1 protein-coding gene is annotated in these 435 nt (G+C 64.6%); it reads right to left on the bottom strand.

Annotation, left to right across the window (positions count from 1 at the left end; genetic code table 11):
• Positions 1 to 435, bottom strand: a 435-nt coding sequence (locus AACY52_RS31625; protein WP_339561598.1) for a TonB-dependent receptor plug domain-containing protein, incomplete at both ends; no start/stop codon positions are given.

The raw sequence follows: 435 nt of genomic DNA, 5'->3' as shown, positions 1-435 counted from the left end.
CGGACGGCGCGTGCGTACGATGACGGTGCCGCCAAGGCTGCCCTCTTCGATGCGCGGCTCCGGCGACTTGTACACTTCGAGGCGCTCGACCAGTTCGGGGGCAAGCAGCGAATAGTTGAAGGTGCGGCTGGACGGATCGTTGTCATTGCCGCCCCAATCGGCGGAGGCCAGCGCATGGCCGTCGAGCAGCATGCGGTTGAGCGCGGGATCGGTGCCGAGAATGGCGACCTTCTCGCCTTCGCCAAAGCGGCGATCGATGCTGACGCCGGGGATGTGCGACAGCGATTCCGCGACGTTGCGATCCGGGAACTTGCCGATCGCCTCGGATGTGATCACGTCGACGACGGCATTGGCGTTGCGCTTTACCGAGATGGCGCTGCGCAGGCTCTCGCGGATACCGGTGACGACGATATCGTCATTCGACGCAGTATCGGC

This window comes from Pseudomonas sp. EA_65y_Pfl1_P113, from assembly GCF_963970525.1.
GTDB classification, from domain to species: Bacteria; Pseudomonadota; Gammaproteobacteria; order Pseudomonadales; family Pseudomonadaceae; genus Aquipseudomonas; species Aquipseudomonas tritici.
Note: the sequence above shows the minus strand (reverse complement) of the source record. Positions and strands in the feature narration are given on the sequence as shown.